Source organism: Curtobacterium sp. 22159, from assembly GCF_052045775.1.
Taxonomy (GTDB): Bacteria; Actinomycetota; Actinomycetes; order Actinomycetales; family Microbacteriaceae; genus Curtobacterium.
This window is the reverse complement of the sequence record NZ_JBQEPN010000002.1, coordinates 282,534-298,133: the sequence shown is the minus strand read 5'-3', so window position 1 is coordinate 298,133 and position 15,600 is coordinate 282,534. Positions and strand designations below refer to the sequence as shown.

The 15,600-nt window shown below is 71.5% G+C and carries 18 protein-coding genes; 8 read left to right on the top strand and 10 right to left on the bottom strand.

What is annotated here, in order from left to right; all coding sequences use genetic code 11:
• Positions 1-13 precede the first annotated feature (13 nt).
• A complete protein-coding gene (trpD, locus tag ACTJKO_RS03540) occupies positions 14-1,069 on the top strand; it encodes an anthranilate phosphoribosyltransferase (RefSeq protein WP_440685717.1) in 1,056 nt (351 codons plus the stop codon).
• 71 nt (positions 1,070-1,140) lie between these two features.
• On the opposite strand, the gene glpK is transcribed toward trpD, so the two are convergent.
• Positions 1,141-2,652, bottom strand: coding sequence for a glycerol kinase GlpK (gene glpK, locus ACTJKO_RS03535; protein WP_440685715.1), 1,512 nt, complete (start codon positions 2,650-2,652; stop codon positions 1,141-1,143).
• 33 nt (positions 2,653-2,685) lie between these two features.
• On the bottom strand, positions 2,686-3,408 hold the full coding sequence (locus ACTJKO_RS03530) for an MIP/aquaporin family protein (RefSeq protein ID WP_440685713.1): 723 nt from the start codon (positions 3,406-3,408) through the stop codon (positions 2,686-2,688).
• A 312-nt stretch (positions 3,409-3,720) separates the two neighbouring features.
• Here ACTJKO_RS03530 and dhaK point away from each other — a divergent pair, with 312 nt between their 5' ends.
• From dhaK to dhaM, 3 genes are read left to right on the top strand one after another with little or no spacing between them, the layout of a single operon-like run.
• The gene (dhaK, locus tag ACTJKO_RS03525; protein ID WP_440685711.1) at positions 3,721-4,722 is read left to right on the top strand and encodes a dihydroxyacetone kinase subunit DhaK; all 1,002 of its coding nucleotides are present in this window, start codon (positions 3,721-3,723) and stop codon (positions 4,720-4,722) included.
• 32 nt (positions 4,723-4,754) lie between these two features.
• On the top strand, positions 4,755-5,381 hold the full coding sequence (gene dhaL / locus ACTJKO_RS03520; protein ID WP_440685709.1) for a dihydroxyacetone kinase subunit DhaL: 627 nt from the start codon (positions 4,755-4,757) through the stop codon (positions 5,379-5,381).
• Positions 5,378-6,118 (top strand): dihydroxyacetone kinase phosphoryl donor subunit DhaM, encoded by a 741-nt coding sequence (dhaM, locus tag ACTJKO_RS03515; RefSeq protein WP_440685707.1) that lies wholly within the window; start codon positions 5,378-5,380, stop codon positions 6,116-6,118. Before dhaL ends, dhaM begins: the two co-directional genes overlap by 4 nt.
• A 51-nt stretch (positions 6,119-6,169) precedes the next feature.
• On the opposite strand, the gene ACTJKO_RS03510 is transcribed toward dhaM, so the two are convergent.
• Positions 6,170-6,757 carry a TetR/AcrR family transcriptional regulator C-terminal domain-containing protein gene (locus ACTJKO_RS03510; RefSeq protein WP_440685704.1) on the bottom strand — a complete coding sequence of 196 codons (588 nt, stop codon included), beginning with the start codon at positions 6,755-6,757 and terminating at the stop codon, positions 6,170-6,172.
• 56 nt (positions 6,758-6,813) lie between these two features.
• On the opposite strand from ACTJKO_RS03510, the gene ACTJKO_RS03505 reads away from it, so the two are divergent.
• On the top strand, positions 6,814-8,034 hold the full coding sequence (locus tag ACTJKO_RS03505; RefSeq protein ID WP_440685702.1) for a beta-ketoacyl-[acyl-carrier-protein] synthase family protein: 1,221 nt from the start codon (positions 6,814-6,816) through the stop codon (positions 8,032-8,034).
• Between the two features lie 9 nt (positions 8,035-8,043).
• Here the strand turns inward: ACTJKO_RS03505 and ACTJKO_RS03500 are convergent, their stop codons facing one another.
• Positions 8,044-8,892, bottom strand: a complete 849-nt coding sequence (locus ACTJKO_RS03500) for a helix-turn-helix domain-containing protein (RefSeq protein ID WP_440685700.1) — start codon at positions 8,890-8,892, stop codon at positions 8,044-8,046.
• A 101-nt stretch (positions 8,893-8,993) separates the two neighbouring features.
• Here ACTJKO_RS03500 and ACTJKO_RS03495 point away from each other — a divergent pair, with 101 nt between their 5' ends.
• Positions 8,994-9,674, top strand: a complete 681-nt coding sequence (locus tag ACTJKO_RS03495; RefSeq protein WP_440685698.1) for an SDR family NAD(P)-dependent oxidoreductase — start codon at positions 8,994-8,996, stop codon at positions 9,672-9,674.
• A 262-nt stretch (positions 9,675-9,936) separates the two neighbouring features.
• Here the strand turns inward: ACTJKO_RS03495 and ACTJKO_RS03490 are convergent, their stop codons facing one another.
• Positions 9,937-10,377 carry a GNAT family N-acetyltransferase gene (locus tag ACTJKO_RS03490; RefSeq protein WP_440685696.1) on the bottom strand — a complete coding sequence of 147 codons (441 nt, stop codon included), beginning with the start codon at positions 10,375-10,377 and terminating at the stop codon, positions 9,937-9,939.
• Between the two features lie 111 nt (positions 10,378-10,488).
• On the opposite strand from ACTJKO_RS03490, the gene ACTJKO_RS03485 reads away from it, so the two are divergent.
• Complete coding sequence (locus ACTJKO_RS03485; protein ID WP_440685694.1) at positions 10,489-11,520, top strand: alcohol dehydrogenase catalytic domain-containing protein; 1,032 nt, start codon at positions 10,489-10,491, stop codon at positions 11,518-11,520.
• Positions 11,521-11,528: 8 nt separating this feature from the next.
• Here the strand turns inward: ACTJKO_RS03485 and ACTJKO_RS03480 are convergent, their stop codons facing one another.
• From ACTJKO_RS03480 to ACTJKO_RS03460, 5 genes are all read right to left on the bottom strand, one after another.
• The gene (locus ACTJKO_RS03480) at positions 11,529-12,833 is read right to left on the bottom strand and encodes a glutathionylspermidine synthase family protein (protein ID WP_440685692.1); all 1,305 of its coding nucleotides are present in this window, start codon (positions 12,831-12,833) and stop codon (positions 11,529-11,531) included.
• Complete coding sequence (locus ACTJKO_RS03475) at positions 12,833-13,207, bottom strand: tRNA-dihydrouridine synthase (protein ID WP_440685690.1); 375 nt, start codon at positions 13,205-13,207, stop codon at positions 12,833-12,835. The genes ACTJKO_RS03480 and ACTJKO_RS03475 overlap by 1 nt, the downstream gene beginning before the upstream one ends.
• A 153-nt stretch (positions 13,208-13,360) precedes the next feature.
• Positions 13,361-13,615, bottom strand: coding sequence for a hypothetical protein (locus ACTJKO_RS03470; protein WP_440685688.1), 255 nt, complete (start codon positions 13,613-13,615; stop codon positions 13,361-13,363).
• Positions 13,612-14,034 (bottom strand): cupin domain-containing protein, encoded by a 423-nt coding sequence (locus ACTJKO_RS03465; RefSeq protein ID WP_440685686.1) that lies wholly within the window; start codon positions 14,032-14,034, stop codon positions 13,612-13,614. Before ACTJKO_RS03465 ends, ACTJKO_RS03470 begins: the two co-directional genes overlap by 4 nt.
• A 56-nt stretch (positions 14,035-14,090) precedes the next feature.
• A complete protein-coding gene (locus ACTJKO_RS03460; protein ID WP_440685684.1) occupies positions 14,091-15,059 on the bottom strand; it encodes an aldo/keto reductase in 969 nt (322 codons plus the stop codon).
• Positions 15,060-15,213: 154 nt separating this feature from the next.
• Here ACTJKO_RS03460 and ACTJKO_RS03455 point away from each other — a divergent pair, with 154 nt between their 5' ends.
• Complete coding sequence (locus ACTJKO_RS03455) at positions 15,214-15,591, top strand: DUF2255 family protein (protein WP_440685682.1); 378 nt, start codon at positions 15,214-15,216, stop codon at positions 15,589-15,591.
• The last annotated feature ends 9 nt before the right edge of the window (positions 15,592-15,600 follow it).

Below are 15,600 nucleotides of genomic sequence, written 5' to 3'. Positions count from 1 at the left end.
CTACGATCGAGGCATGTCCGACCTCCTGTCCTGGCCCTCGGTGATCAGCGCGCTCATGGCGCGCGACGACCTCACGATCAGCCAGTCCACATGGGCCATGCAGGAGATCGTGGAAGGGCACGCCACCGACGCCCAGATCGCAGCATTCGTGGTCGCGCTGCGCGCGAAGGGCGAGACAGTCGACGAGGTCGTCGGGTTCCGCGACGCGATCCTCGATGCCGCCGTCCCGCTGGACGTCGACCCGATGGCGCTCGACATCGTGGGCACCGGCGGGGACGTCGTCGGGACGGTGAACGTCTCGACCATGGCGGCCATCGTGATCGCGTCGGCCGGGGTGCCGGTGGTGAAGCACGGCAACAAGGCGAGCTCGTCGAAGTCCGGATCGAGCGACGTGCTCGCCGCCCTCGGTCTCGACCTGACGATGGACGCCGCGCGTGTCGCGGACACCTTCCGGCGCGTCGGCCTGACGTTCGCCTTCGCGAGTTCGTTCCACCCCGGGTTCGCGCACGCCGCTGCCGTCCGCCGGCAGATCGGCGTGCCCACGGTCTTCAACTTCCTCGGCCCGCTCGTGAACCCGGCCCGGTGCGAGGCGAACGCGGTCGGCGTCGCCCAGCTCGAGCTCGTGCCGATCATCACGGGCGTGTTCCAGACGCGCGGCGCGACCGCCCTGGTGTTCCGTGGCGACGACGGCCTCGACGAGCTCACCACGACCGGGCACAGCCACATCTGGGAGGTCACCGGCGGCCGCGTGATCGAGCACGACCTCGACCCGCGCGACCTCGGGATCGCCCGCGCACGGATCGACGACCTCGTGGGCGGGGACCCGCAGCACAACGCGGGCGTGGTGCACCGGTTCCTCGCGGGGGAGACCGGGCCCGTCCGGGACATCGTCCTGCTGAACGCGGCCGCGGGGCTCGTGTCGTTCCGGCTCGCCCAGGACCCGTCGGAGGCGGATCGCCCGATCCTGCAGCGGTTCCGCGAACAGCTCGTCGTCGCCGCGGACGCCGTGGACTCCGGCGCCGCCGCCCGCAAGCTCGCCGACTGGGTGGGCGTGTCCGCCCACGCCTGACCGCCACGACGAACCGGGATCGGACCCGGACGCCACCGGCGCCTCCAGGCGGTCGCGTCAGCGGGTGGTGACTACTTGACGTCCTCGTCGACCCAGTCGAAGGTCTTCGTGACGGCCTTCTTCCAGAGGCGGAGGGTGCGGTCGCGCTCGGCGTCGTCGAGCTGCGGCTCCCAGCGCTTGTCCTCCTGCCAGTTGGCACGGAGCTCGTCGAGGTTCTCCCAGAACCCGACCGCCAGGCCCGCCGCGTAGGCGGCACCGAGCGCGGTGGTCTCGGCGACCACCGGGCGGACCACCGGCACGTTGAGGATGTCGGCCTGGAACTGCATGAGCTCGTTGTTCGCGGTCATGCCGCCGTCCACCTTGAGCTCCGTGAGGTCGACCCCGGAGTCCGCGTTGACGGCGTCGAGGACCTCGCGGGTCTGCAGCGCGGTCGCCTCGAGGGCGGCGCGGGCGATGTGGCCCTTGTTGACGTAGCGGGTGAGGCCGACGATCGCACCGCGGGCGTCCGGACGCCAGTACGGGGCGAACAGACCCGAGAACGCCGGGACGAAGTACACGCCGCCGTTGTCCTCGACGGTCTTGGCGAGTGCCTCGACCTCCGGCGCGCTCCCGATCAGGCCGAGGTTGTCGCGGAGCCACTGGATGAGCGAGCCCGTGACGGCGATCGAACCCTCGAGCGCGTAGTGGGTCTCCTGGTCGCCGAGCTTGTAGCCGACGGTGGTGAGCAGCCCGTTCTCCGAGCGGACGATCTCCGTGCCCGTGTTGAAGATGAGGAAGTTGCCGGTGCCGTACGTGTTCTTCGACTCGCCCTGGTCGAAGGCCGCCTGGCCGAACGTCGCGGCCTGCTGGTCGCCCAGGATGCCGGCGATCGGCACCTCGCGGAGGAGGCTCGACGACTCGACCGTGCCGTAGACCTCGGAGGAGCTGACGATCTCGGGGAGCATCGACTTCGGCACACCGAAGTCGGCGAGGATGTCGTCACGCCACTCGAGCGTCTCGAGGTCCATGAACAGCGTGCGGGACGCGTTCGTGACGTCGGTCTTGTGGACGCCGCCGTCGACGCCGCCGGTGAGGTTCCAGAGGACCCAGGTGTCGGTCGTGCCGAAGAGGAGGTCGCCCGCCTCGGCCTTCTCGCGCGCACCCTCGACGTTCTCGAGGATCCACACGATCTTCGTGCCGGCGAAGTAGGTCGCGAGCGGGAGGCCGACGACCGACTTGTAGCGGTCGGTGTCGCCGTCCGCGAGCTTGTCGACGATCGACTGCGTGCGGGTGTCCTGCCAGACGATGGCGTTGTAGACCGGCTTGCCGGTGTTCTTGTCCCAGACCACCGCGGTCTCGCGCTGGTTCGTGATGCCGACCGCCGCGACGTCGTGGCGGGTGATGTCGGCCCGGGACAGCGCCTGGCCGATGACCTCACGCGTGTTGTCCCAGATCTCGGCCGGGTCGTGCTCGACCCACCCGGCACGCGGGAAGATCTGCTCGTGCTCCTTCTGTCCGACGGAGACGATCGAGCCGGAGTGGTCGAAGACGATCGCTCGGGTGGAGGTCGTGCCCTGGTCGATGGCGACGATGTAGTCGGCCATTGGTGCTCCTTACGGGTTTCGTTCGGTGGGGGGTCAGACGAGGGGGAGGAGGGCCTTGGACAGCACGGCTGCGAGCGCGCCGCCGACGAGGGGGCCGACGACCGGCACCCAGGCGTAGGCCCAGTCGCTCGAGCCCTTGCCCGCGATCGGGAGGAAGGCGTGCGCGATGCGGGGGCCGAGGTCACGGGCCGGGTTGATGGCGTAGCCGGTCGGGCCACCGAGGCTCACGCCGATCGCGATGACGAGGAAGGCGACCGGGATGGCGCCGAGCTCCGCGGGGGTCTTGCCGTTGGTGAAGGCGATGACGACGAAGACGAGCACGAAGGTGCCGATGATCTCGGTCACGAGGTTCCAGCCGTACGAACGGATCGCCGGGCCGGTGGAGAACACGCCGAGCTTGGCGGCCGCGTCCGGCTCCTCGTCGAAGTGCTGCTTGTACGCGAGCCAGACGATGACGGCGCCGATGATCGCGCCGATCAGCTGGGCGAGCCAGTAGAGGAACATCTGGCCGATGGTGATGTTGCCGAGGATCGCCTGCGCGAGGCTCACCGCCGGGTTGAGCTGGCCGCCGGACTTGTACGACACGGTGACGCCGGCGAAGACCGCGAAGCCCCAGCCGATCGTGACCATGAGGAACCCGGCTCCGAAGCCCTTGGACTTCGTCAGCGACACGGCGGCGACGACGCCGCCACCCAGGATGATGAGCATCGCCGTGCCGACGAGCTCGGAGAGGAAATTGACGCCGATGCCGTCCATCGGTGACCTCCAGTGCGTGAGGGTTGGGGGTCCGGTGGACTGCGCCGGCACTCCCCGTTGAGTGATTGAGGCCGAGCATAGTGACGCGGCTTCCGCTGGTGCGACGGGATCGTGAGGGAACTGCGCGAAAGTGCACGAACGTGCAGGAGAGGTGTGCGTCCGGGGACCCGCAGGTCGGTGTGCGGCGCGAACGCCCTGCACGAACGTGCACGGTGACGGAACGGCTGAGCGACCGTGGGATGTACATTGATGACACTCCGGTCGACGACGGCGGTGTGCTGCCTCGCGATCGCCCTTCCCGTGGAGGTCAGCATGAAGAAGCTCATCAACGATCCGCAGGCCGTGGTCGCCGAGACCGTGCGCGGGTTCGCGCTCGCGCACGCCGGGCACGTCGTCCTCGTGGAGGACCCGATCCACCTGCACCGGGCCGACGCCCCCGTGTCCGGGAAGGTCGGCATCGTGAGCGGCGGCGGGAGCGGACACGAGCCGCTGCACGCCGGGTTCGTCGGGCCGGGCATGCTCGACGCCGCCGTGCCGGGACCCGTGTTCACGAGCCCGACGCCGGACCCGATCGTGGCTGCCACGAAGGCGGTCGACGGGGGAGCGGGCGTGCTCCACATCGTGAAGAACTACACCGGCGACGTCCTGAACTTCGAGACCGCCGCCGAACTCGCCGGCATGGACGACATCCGCGTCGAGTCCGTCGTGGTGGACGACGACGTCGCCGTACAGGACTCGCTCTACACGGCGGGACGTCGCGGCGTCGCCGGCACCGTGGTCGTGGAGAAGTGCGCCGGCGCTGCGGCCGAACGCGGGGACGACCTCGACGCCGTCGCCGCGGTCGCTCGGCACGTCAACGACGTGACGCGCTCGATGGGCCTCGCGCTGACCTCCGGGACCGTGCCGCACGCGGGCGAACCGTCCTTCACCCTCGCCGACGACGAGGTCGAGCTCGGCATCGGCATCCACGGCGAGCCGGGGCGCGAGCGCATCCCGATGGCACCGGCGGACCAGCTCGTCGACCGGGTGCTCGAACCGATCCTGACCGACCTGGACGCCCCTGAGGGCTCGAAGCTCCTGCTCCTCGTCAACGGCATGGGCGGCACGCCGCTGTCGGAGCTCTACATCGTCTACCGCCGCGCCGCCGAGGTGCTCGCCGACCGCGGGTTCGAGGTCGCGCGTAGCCTGGTCGGCGACTACGTGACATCCCTCGAGATGCAGGGGTTCTCGCTCACCGTCACGGTGCTCGACGACGAACTCACCGCCCTCTGGGACGCACCGGTGGAGACCCCGGCACTGCGCTGGGGTCGCTGAGCCACCGCCCACCCTCCAGGAAGGAACACGAATTGGCGCTCGACACCGCATGGGCCATCGACTGGGTCCGACGCACTGCCGCCACGATCGACGAGCACCGGGCCGAGCTCGTGACGCTGGACCGTGAGATCGGCGACGGAGACCACGGCGAGAACCTCGACCGCGGGTTCCGTGCCGTGCTCGAGGCCGTCGACGCCGGCTCGTTCGACACTCCCGGCGCCGTGCTCAAGGTCGTCGCGACGAAGCTCATCTCGACGGTGGGCGGCGCTGCCGGGCCGCTGTTCGGGACCGCGTACCTCAAGGCGGCCCAGGCCGCCGGCGACGCGACCGAGCTCGACGCCGACACCATCGTGGCGGTCCTGACCGCGGCTCGCGACGGGATCGTCTCGCGCGGCAAGGCGGCCGTCGGCGACAAGACGATGGTGGACGCGTGGTCGCCTGCGGTGGACGCCGCGACGGCAGCGGCCACGGACGGCGCGGACCCGGCGCACGTGCTCGCCGCCGCCGCGGACGCCGCTGCCCGCGGCGCGGAGTCGACCGACCCGCTCGTCGCGCACAAGGGCCGGGCCAGCTACCTCGGGGAGCGCGCCGTCGGGCACCGCGACCCAGGCGCGCAGTCCACGGTGTACATCCTCCGGGCTGCGGTGGACGCCGCGTGACCGTCGGCATCCTGGTCGTCTCGCACAGCGCAGCGATCGCGACCGGCACCGTCGAACTCGCCCGTCAGATGGCCGCGGACGTCCCCCTGGTCGCCGCCGGCGGGACGGACGACGGCGGGATCGGGACGTCGTTCGACGCCATCACGGCGGGCATCGAGGAGCTGTCCGACGCCGAGGCGGTGGTGGTCCTCTGTGACCTCGGGTCCGCCTACCTGACGACCGACACGGCACTCGACTTCCTCGACGACGACGCGCGCGCTCGGGTGCACGTGTCGCCGGCGCCGCTCGTCGAGGGCGCGGTCGCGGCGGCGGTCGCCGCGCAGACCGGCGGCGACGTGGCGGCGGTCCTGGCGGCAGCGGCATCCGCGGCGGACACCGGGACGGACGCGGGCAGCGGGACCGACGCGGGCAGCGCCTCCCGTCCGGCCGTCGACGGCCCAGGAGGCGCGGGACCGGCGGCAGGGACCGGTGCGGACGACGACGCGGTCGCGTCGCAGACGGTCGAGCTCGTCAACGAGAGCGGACTGCACGCCCGACCGGCAGCCGAGTTCGTGAAGACGGCGGCGAAGTACGAGGCGACGGTCCGCGTGAACGGCGTGGACGCGAAGAGTCTGCTCGCGATCATGGCGCTCGCCCTGCCGAAGGGTGCGAGCGTGACGGTCGAGGCCAGCGGGCCGGACGCCGCCGACGCGGTCGACGCCCTGGTCGCACTGGTCCGGTCCGGCTTCGGCGAGTGAACCCGCGGCCCCGGCACACGGGGTCGCCGGGCCGATCGTGGACGGTGTCGGTCAGGTGATCGACACCGTCCCGGCGAGGTCGAGGTCCGACGGGCCCCCGGTCACCCCGGCATCGGCGAGGAGCGTGGCACCGAAGACCGCACTCCAGAACGTCCGGGCGTCGCGCCCGACGCCGCTGCCGCTCGTCCAGCCGTGCTCGGTGACGACCCGGTCGAGGTAGCGCTCCGACTGGCGGAACAGCACCTGGAGCAGGAGCCGGACCCGGTCCCGCTGGACGGCGTCGTCGCCTGCGGCCGCGAGGGCGCGGACGACGAGCGGCGTGGACGGCATGGCGAGCGCGGTGCGGGCGAGGACGTGCCTGAAGGCCTCCGGTGACGTCGCCCGCCGTCCGGCGGCCTGCAGGCGCGTGGTGTCCCGGAGGAACAGCGCGAACGCCGCGTCGAGGACGAGCCGGTCCTTCGAGCCGTAGTGGTGCGTGATCTGGTTCGGGTAGACGCCCGCCGCACGCGCGATCTCGCTCACGGTGACCGTCCGCCGTGGCTCCGCGCTGCTCGTCAGCAGCCCTGCGGTCGCCGCGAGGATCTTCGCGCGGGTCGCTGCGCCGCGCCGGGTTCCCGGGGCGTCCGTCTCGGTTGCCATGCCGGAATTGTACGTGGTACAACTCGACTTGTTCAATGTACAAGAAGGAGTCGTCCATGGACATCTCGATCACCGGCTACGGCGCAGTTTCCCCGTTCGGCCACGGCGTGCCAGCCCTCTGGGACGCACTCGTCGCCGGACGCTCCGGCGTGCACGTGCTCGAGCGGTCCGGACCGCTCTGGGAGCAGGTGCCGATCCGGGTCGGGGCCGACGCCGCGCTCGACGCCGACGGAGCGCTCGGCCGGGTGCGCGCCAACCGACTCGACCGCAGCCAGCAGCTCGCACTCGTCGCGGCCGAGGAGGCCTGGGCGGACGCCGGGGCCCCCGAGGTCGAGGGCGACCGGCTCGCCGTGGTGATCGGCACCGGCATCGGGGGAGTGGAGACCCTCCTGGACGCCCACGACGTGCTCGGGGCGTCCGGCGCTCGACGGGTGTCGCCGCGCGCCGTCCCGATGCTCATGGCCAACGGCGCCTCCGCCCAGATCAGCATCGCGTTCGGGGCGCGTGCCGGTGCCTACACGACGGTGTCGGCCTGCGCCTCCGGGGCCGAGGCGATCGCCACCGCCGCCCGCCTCATCGCGTCGGGAGAGGCCGACGTCGTGATCGCCGGCGGCACCGAGGCCGCGGTCACCCCGGTCACGATGGCGTCGTTCGCGCAGTCACAGGCGCTCGCCAAGCCCGGCGACGACGACCCCGCCACGCTCTCCCGGCCGTTCGACGTCGACCGCCGCGGGTTCGTCCTGGGCGAGGGCGCGGGCATCCTCGTCCTCGAACGGGCCGAGCACGCAGCCGCACGGGGGCACGCGCCGCACGGGACCCTCGCGGGGTGGGGCATCACGTCGGACGCGTTCCACATCACCGCGCCGCTCGACGACGGCAGCGAGCAGGAGCGGGCGATGACCGCCGCGATCCGCATGGCCGGACTCACCGGTGCGGCCATCGACCACGTCAACGCGCACGCGACGGGGACGCCCGTGGGGGACGTCGGCGAGGCGGCGGCGATCTCCCGCGCGGTGGGCACCGGTGCGCTGGTCACGGCACCGAAGAGCGCGATCGGCCACATGTTCGGCGCCGCCGGGGCGGTGGAGTCGATCCTCGCCGTCCGTGCGATCGAGACGGGTGTGGTCCCGCCGACGCGCAACCTCGAGCACCTCGACCCCGCGGTGGAACTCGACGTCGTGGCCGGTACCGCCAGGACCGCCCCGATCCGGACGGCGCTGAACAACTCGTTCGGGTTCGGCGGCCAGAACGCCTCGCTCGTGTTCACGGCCGCCTGAGGCGCGGCCTCAGGCGGCCGGCGTCGGCTCCGGCGCGAACCGCTGGAGGCCCGTGACACGCAGGAGGTCGAGCTTGGCGGAGTCCTCCGTTCCCGGCACCGTCGTGTACACGACGATGCGGAGGTCGCCACCGGGCACGCCGAGGACGTCACAGTCGACCTCGATGGGCCCGACGGGGGAGTGCACCCGCTTCCGGCTCGTGCGGTGCTCGGCCACCCGGCCGGTGTCCCACCGCCGCTCGAACTCCGGCGACTCGCGGCGCAGGCGGGACACGAGCTCGACGAGGTCCCGGTCCGCCGGGTACCGGCCGAGCGCCGCGCGCAGGTCCGCCGCCAGGTCGCTGGAGAACTCCTCCTGGTGCTCGTCGTCCCACTCGACCTCGTCGTGGCCGTGCATGAAGTGCCGCCAGACGAGGTTCCGGTCGATGCCCGTGTAGCGGCTCGGGTCACCCGAGAGCGCCGCCCAGAGGTCGTTCCACAGCAGGATGTCGTGCGCGGCCGTGAACACCGCGAGCGGGACGTCCCCGAGGCGGTCGACGATCCGCTGCACCCCGGCCGTCACGTGTCGGGGCACCGTGCGTCGGGACGGCGGCGTCGAACCGGCCACCCGGCAGAGGTGGTCGCGCTCCTCCTCGCTGATGCGCAGGGCCGTCGCCAGCGCCTCGAGCAGCTGCGGCGAGGGGTTCGTGGCCCGGCCCTGCTCGAGCCGGACGACGTAGTCCACGCTCACCCCCGCGAGCGCCGCGAGCTCCTCGCGCCGGAGCCCCGGCGTCCGTCGCCCCGGCCCCGCAGGCAACCCGACCTCCTCGGGACGGACCCGGTCGCGCCAGGAACGCAGCACACTCGCGAACTCGCTCATGCCACCATCCTCACCCCGCGGCCGGTGCCCTCCCTGGTACTGGTGGTCCCACCGTCGTGGCGTGCCTGGGAGACCTCGCCGGCGCGGGGGATCGTGGAGGCATGACGACAACACTCATCACCGGAGCCAACCGCAGTCTCGGCCTCGAGACCGCCCGACGCCTCATCGACGCGGGCCACACCGTCTACGCCGGCATGCGCGACCCCGGCCGCGGCGACGAGGCACGCGCACTCGGGGCCACCGTCCTGCAGCTCGACGTGACGGACCAGGAGAGCGTCGACCGTGCCGTCGCGGAGCTCCCGGCACTCGACGTCCTCGTGAACAACGCCGGGATCCTCGGCACGTCCTTCGGGGTGGACGACCTCGATGCTGCCGCCATGGACGCCGTGCTCGACACCAACGTCACCGGCGTCGTCCGTGTCACCCAGGCCGCGCTCCCGCTCCTCCGCGAGTCGGCCAACCCCGTCATCGTGAACGTCGCATCCGGGGTGGGCTTCCCGCGCTGGCTGACGACGCCGGGCCGGGACGAGTACCCCGTGCCCGCGGTGCCGTACGCGGCCTCGAAGGCGGCGCTCATCGCGCTGACCGTGCAGTACGCGAAGAACCTGCCGGGGTTCCGGGTGAACGCGAGCGACCCCGGGTACACGGCGACCGAGTTCAACGGCTTCGGTGGCCACCAGACCGTCACCGAGGGGACCGATGCCACGGTCGCCCTCGCGCTGCTCGGTGCCGACGGTCCGACGGGGGAGTTCCACGACCGCGACGGGCGCATCGCGTACTGACGCGACCGTCCGGCGGACGGGAGGCGCGGTGGCAGCGGGCGCCGCGCCTCCCGTCCGGCCGCGCCGCGCGCTCCGTCGTCGAGGTCGCACGACGTGCCGCGCGCTCCGTCGCCGAGGTCGCACGACGTGCCGCGCGCTCTGTCGCCGAGGTCGCACGACGTGCCGCTCATCTCCGCCGCCGACGGCGTGTCGTGCGACCGGAACCGCACGCGGGCGGCGTGTCGTGCGACCGGAACCGCGGCAGCCGAGCCGGCGCGCCGCGTCAGTCGTGGACGTCGGTGCCGAAACCCGGCCCCGGCCGCATCATCCAACCGGCGACGTCCGGGAGCGGCCGGAACCCGAACCGCTCGTACAGCCCGTGCGCATCCGCGGTGAAGAGCGCGAACCGCTTCAGCCCGAGCGGCTCGATCGCCTCGGTCACGCCGCGCACGAGCGCCGTCCCCACCCCGCGACCACGGACCTCCGCGTCGACGAAGACGTCGGCGAGCCACCCGAAGGTCACCCCGTCGGTGATCACCCGCGCGTAGCCGAGCTGCCGACCGGTCACGTCGTCGTGCACGCTGAAGTTCCGGGACCCGGCGATGATCGCGTCCTGGGTGGCGCGGTCACGACCACGCGCCCAGTACGACTCCTCGCTCAGCCAGCGGTGGACACGGTCGACGTCGAGGTCGGCGGGGTCGTCGGAGAATCGCAGTCCGTCCATCCGCCCAGTGAAGCGGTGGTCCGGTCACGGGGCAACGGCCGATCCGACGCGGGTGGCCCGGGAGGCGCGGTGCCGGTCCGACGGGCACCACGCGTCTGTCAGGATGACGGCATGCGCGCAGTCCAGTACTCAGCCTTCGGGTCGGTCCCGGCCATCGTCGACGTGCCGGACCCGGCCGCGCCGGACGACGGCGTCGTGGTCCGGGTCGCGGCGACCGGCGTCTGCCGGAGCGACTGGCACGCGTGGAAGGGTCACGACGACTCGGTCCGCCTGCCGCACATCCCCGGGCACGAGTTCGCCGGCGTCGTCACGTCCGTCGGGTCGGCCGTCGCACGGTTCGCCGTGGGGGACCGCGTGACGGCACCGTTCGTCTTCGCGTGCGGCGAGTGCGAGCAGTGCCTCGACGGTGCGACCCAGGTGTGCACGCGGCAGGAACAGCCCGGGTTCACGCTGCCCGGTTCGTACGCGGAGTCCGTCGTCGTGCCGCACGCCGACGTGAACCTCGTCGCCCTGCCCGACGCCGTGGGCTTCGCCGAGGCCGCCGGGCTGGGCTGCCGCTTCGGCACGGCGTACCACGCACTGCACGCCCGCGGTCGTGTGGCGCCAGGGGAGTGGGTCGTGGTGTTCGGCTGCGGGGGCGTCGGCCTCTCGACCGTCATCGTCGCCGTCGCCGCCGGAGCGCGCGTCGTCGCGGTGGACGTCTCGCCCGCGGCGCTCGCCCGCGCCGAGACGCTCGGAGCCGTCACGGTGCCGATGGGCGACGGCGCTCCGGAAGCCGTCCGGGGCATCACGGAAGGCGGCGTGCACGTGTCGGTCGACGCCTTCGGCAGCCGTGCCACCTCCGTCGCCGCCGTGGCCTCCCTGCGGCCCCGGGGCCGACACGTGCAGGTGGGACTGCTCCTCGACGACGAGGCGACCCCGGCCATCCCCATGGGACGCGTCATCGCGGACGAGCTCGAGCTGCTCGGGAGTCACGGGATCGCCGTGGCGGAGTACGCCGCGATGCTCGACGACGTCGTCGCGGGTCGGTTGCGGCCCGCCGAGTCGATCGGCCGCACGATCGGGTTCGACGACCTGCCGGACGCCCTGGTGGCGATGGACCGGCCCGCGACGTCCGCGGGCATGACGGTCGCGGTGTTCTGAGGGCCGGATCAGGCGCGGATGAGGTTGGGGGCGAACCGGCACCAGTAGTCGGTGATCGGGCCGTCCGACTCGCGGATCCCCACGCCACGCGACTCGCCGTCGAGGACCCAGGACCCCAGGACCGGGTGGTTGTGGCCGTTCGCGCCGGGGAAGTCGGGCAGCTCGTGGTACTGCTGCCACACACGCTCGCCGCCGGTGCCGTCGCGGCGGTACGCACGCCCGTTCGACGTCACCGAACCGTCGGCACGGTGCACCTCGATGCCGTCGCCCTCGCGTCCGAACACCGGCTTCACGACGAAGTCCGTCATGCCGTGCGGGCCGTCCGGGTACGCGGGCAGCAGGTTCTCGTGGCCGGGGAACGCCCGCCAGAGCGCGACCAGCAGCAGCTTGTTGGAGAGGAACATCTTCCACGCCGGCTCGTACCACCGGCCCAGCCGACCTCGGTCACTGACCAGGTAGTCGCCGAACTCCTGCTCGCCCTGCGCACGGTCGTCGCCGGAGACGAGGTCCTCCCACGGGTAGAGCTTGAACAGGTTGCGGATGACGGGGTACTGCGTTCCCGGTCGGTCGCCGGGCAGCGTGTACACACTCCGGGCGGAACCGGCCGGTTCCTCGCTGCCGACGAACTGCCGCGCGACCGCGTGCCAGCCGATGTCCTTCATCTCGATGCCGGTGTGCTCCCACCCGGCCTCGGCGGCGAGGTCGCGCACGTAGGCGACGGTGTTCCAGTCCTCGCCGGCCGTGTCGAGGTCGGAGTGCGCGACGAACAGCCGTCCACCCTCCTCGGCTCGCAGCGACTCGTGGAGGAGCGTGCGCCACCTCGCGACCATGGCTTCGTGGATGCCGTTCCACTGGTCCGTCTCGGCCGGGAGCTCACCGGTCGCCACACGGTCCTGGAGCCAGTGCCACTGGGACACCGACGCCTCGATGAGACCCGTCGGGGTGTCGCCGTTGTACTCGAGCAGCTTGGCGGGGGAGCCGTCCCCGGCGTACGCGAGGTCGAAACGCGCGTAGACGTCCGGTTCCTGGTGCTCGAGCGACCACGCGGCGAGCTCGAAGCCCGCCGGGGTGAGCCCGAGGGTGCCGAGTTCTCCCGCCGCCATGGAGCGCGCCGCCTCGAGGCACATCCGGTGGAGTTCCTCGGTCTGGCGTTCGAGCGCCTCGACCTCGGGGAGCGTGAAGACGTACGCGGCCCCGTCGTTCCAGTACTCCACCTCGGTCCCGTCGTCCCGCAGGGAGCGTGAGTAGATGAGACCGGTCTGCTGGATGCGACGCTGCCAGTCCGGACGCGGCGTGAACTCGACGCGTTCCATCAGCCGCCGAACCCGCCGTGCTCGCCCGACCCACCGAACCCGCCCTTCGACACCGAGCTGCCCTTGGACGAGATGCCGGACTTCGCCGTCTTCCCGGACGGCAGCGTGCTCGTGCCGCCCGACACGGAGTCACCCACGGCCGGGACCTTCGTCGAGCGGTTGCTGCTGATCGGTAGGTAGTACCAGGCAGCATGGCCGCCGTGGTTGTTGCAGTCGTCGTCGGGGAGGCGCTTCTGCGTCGCGTTGTCGCGGCAGATCTTCGCGTAGTCGCTGTCGACGCCGGAGCCTTCGCCGCAGCCGGTCAGCGACGCAGCGAGTGCGGCGACCACTCCGATCGAGACGACACGGGACGCACGACGACGACGAACACTCACGATTGGGAACAGTACCGGGTGTTCGATCTCCCGCGTTCACCGACCGGAGGGGAGCGTCAGGGCCTGCGGCGAGATCGCTGAGTTGACATAATACGCATTATCGGCGCAGCGGCCGTCTCGATAGCCGTGGAGGACCGGACGCGTCGGTGATACTCAGTTCGGGGTCGTGCGGCTCGTGCCGGTCCGTGTCGACTGCGCGGCCAGTCCCGGTCGTCCGCGACGGAACAGCCAGGCGATGTTCGAGGGTCCGGGGCTGAGCCGGATCGCCGCTTCTGCGATGACGCGTTCTTCGAAGTCGTGGTCGCGGGTGAGCTCGTGGATCTCGGTCGAAGCGCGCCACCAGAACCGGACCCGCTCGAGGATCGGCGAGCTCTGGCGGTGCGTCGACTCGGTCGTGAGCCTGCTCATGACGTTGTTGCGCCTGTGGTCGCACCGCGGAGGTCTTCGTCGGTGACGTGTTCCTTCCACGTCGTCGCGGTTGAGGGGTCGTCGCCGAGCTCGAGGAACGCGATGTGCTCCATGAACCCGTCCTCGGTGGAAGCGTGCCAGTGCTCCTGCCCGGGTGGGGTGTAGAGCGTCTGCCCGGGGTGTACCTCAATCACCTCGCCATCGCGGGTGCCGAACCGGGCGATCCCCTGGGTGACGTGGAGGTACTGGCCCTTCTCGTGCGAGTGCCAGGCCGTGCGGGCGCCCGGTGCGAACCGCACCAGCGCAGCAGTCGCGTGTTGACCGTCCTCGTGCGGGCTGACGATGCTCTCGACCCAGACGTCGCCAGCGAACTGCTCGGGCGGGTTCTTTACGGTCGGGGTGCGCGCTTCAATTTGCATCTTGTACTTCCTGTTCGTCGTCTCGTCGCGGGCGTCGTCAGCGCAATCGCGCTCGGTCACCACCAGAACGGCGCCTGCGGCCGGTACGGGTCCTCGATCGTGGCGATCTCCTCGTCCGTCAGGCGGAGGTCGAGCGCCGCGCCAGCGTCGGCGAGGTGGCCCGGCTTCGTCGCACCGACGACGGGTGCGGAGAGGACCGGATTGCGGAGCACCCACGCGAGCGCGACCTGCGCCATCGGGACGCCGCGACCCTCGGCGACGCGCTGGACCGCATCGATGACGGGTCCGTCATCGTCGCTGTCGAAGGCCTTCGCGACCGTGTCCGTCGCGGACCGTCTCGTCATCACACCTCTGGGCCTGGTGAGTCGGCCCTTCGCGTTCGGTGAGTACGGCACCAAGCCGACGCCCTGGTCGGCACACATCGGGATCATCTCCCGTTCCTCTTCCCGCTTGAGGGCGTTGTACTGGTCCTGCATGCTCACGAACGGCGTCCATCCGTGCACGGCTGCGGCGGTCTGCAGCTTCGCGAACTGCCACGCCCACATCGACGACGCCCCGAGGTAGCGGACCTTGCCAGCATGGACGAGTCCGTCGAGGGTCTCCATCGTCTCCTCGACCGGGGTCTCGTCGTCGAAACGGTGGATCTGGTACAGGTCGATGTAGTCCGTCCCGAGCCGGCGGAGCGACGCGTCGACCTGCTCGAGGATCGCCTTCCGGGACAGCCCGGACCCGCCGGGGCCGTCGTGCATCTTCCCGGACACCTTCGTCGCGAGCACGATGTCCTCGCGGCGGGAGTACTCCCGGATCGCGCGGCCGACGTACTCCTCGCTCGTGCCCTGCTGGTACACGTTCGCGGTGTCCCAGAACGTTATGCCGAGCTCCACGGCCTGCCGGAAGAACACCGAGGATGCTTCCTCGTCGAGCGTCCACGAGTGCATGCCGGCCGTGGGATCGCCGAAGCTCATGCAGCCGAGGGCGAGCCGGCTGACTCGCAAGCCCGTCGACCCCAGACGTGTGTGCTCCATGCTGCTCCTCCTCATGAACAGGTGAAAACCGTGCGCTCATCGGATTTCTACCACCGGGCCGCAGGCCGGAGGGATGCTCCGATGGAACACCCCACCACCGCCCGTGCGTCTCTACCGTCGGAGACGTAAACCGCACCGTGAGCAGGAGGCATGCATGAGCAGCTGGGCAGCCGACACCCTCGAACGGTTCGCCACCGCGGACGATCTGCACATCAGTCCGGTCCGTCCCGACGGGGTCACCCCTGGCACGCCGACGTGGATCTGGTCCGTCGTCGTCGACGGGGACCTCTACGCCCGGGCGTGGAACGGCCGGCGGTCACGGTGGTTCCGCGCCGCCGTGGAGCAAGCAGCCGGCACGATCCGGATCGCCGGCGAGCAGTACGACGTCGCATTCGACCAGCCCGGCCCGGGCCTGAACAGCCGGATCGATGCCGCGTACGAGCAGAAGTACGCCGGCAGCAGTCACCTGCCGCCGATGCTGCAGGACGGGCCGACCGCTGCGACGATCCGCATCCGCCCCCGCACCGTCTGACCCGCAGAA